Source organism: Pseudomonas sp. FSL R10-2189 (genome assembly GCF_009600325.1).
GTDB lineage: Bacteria > Pseudomonadota > Gammaproteobacteria > Pseudomonadales > Pseudomonadaceae > Aquipseudomonas > Aquipseudomonas helleri.
On record NZ_WIVZ01000116.1, the window covers coordinates 1 to 609 of the forward strand.

Here is a 609-nt window from a genome sequence, read left to right on the forward strand (position 1 = left end):
CAACTCAGCATTGCGCAGCAACATCACGCTACCTTTTCCCACCTGGCCCGCGACCATCTGGCCCAGGAAAGCGGCGATCAGGATGACGTCGCGCAGGCACTCAGTGACCAGCATGCGGCCATTCGCGGCACAGGCGGCAACCCGAGCGCCAACCAGTTCCCGGAGCTGAGCGAACCCTATCTGGTACTGCACAGCCCTGCCGGAATCGCCAGCAGCACACCGCAATCCACCCACTTGACCAGCGGCGAACACCTGGCCCTGACCAGTGGCGGCCACACCAGCCTGGCCATCGGCAAACGCCTGCTGATCAGTGCCAGCCGCGGCGTGCGCACCTTCGTCCAGAGTATGGGCTGGCGACTGGTCGCGGCCTCCGGCGACATCGACATTCGCGCCCTCAAAGACAACATCAACCTGCTGGCCAAGCTCAACATCACCGCCACTGCCGAACGCATCACCCTCAGCGCCAAGGAAGAACTGGTGATCAAGGCCGCGGGCAGCAGCACCACCTATAACGCGGCCGGCATCACCCACACCACTAGCGGCCAATACATCGCCCATGCCAGTAACTTTGCCTATAAAAACGCGCAAAGCCAGGCCGCGGCGTTTCCC

The 609-nt window shown here is 63.2% G+C and carries 1 protein-coding gene; it reads left to right on the top strand.

What is annotated here, in order from left to right; genetic code table 11:
* Positions 1 to 609, top strand: a 609-nt coding sequence (locus tag GHO32_RS26170; protein ID WP_153443118.1) for a DUF2345 domain-containing protein, incomplete at both ends; no start/stop codon positions are given.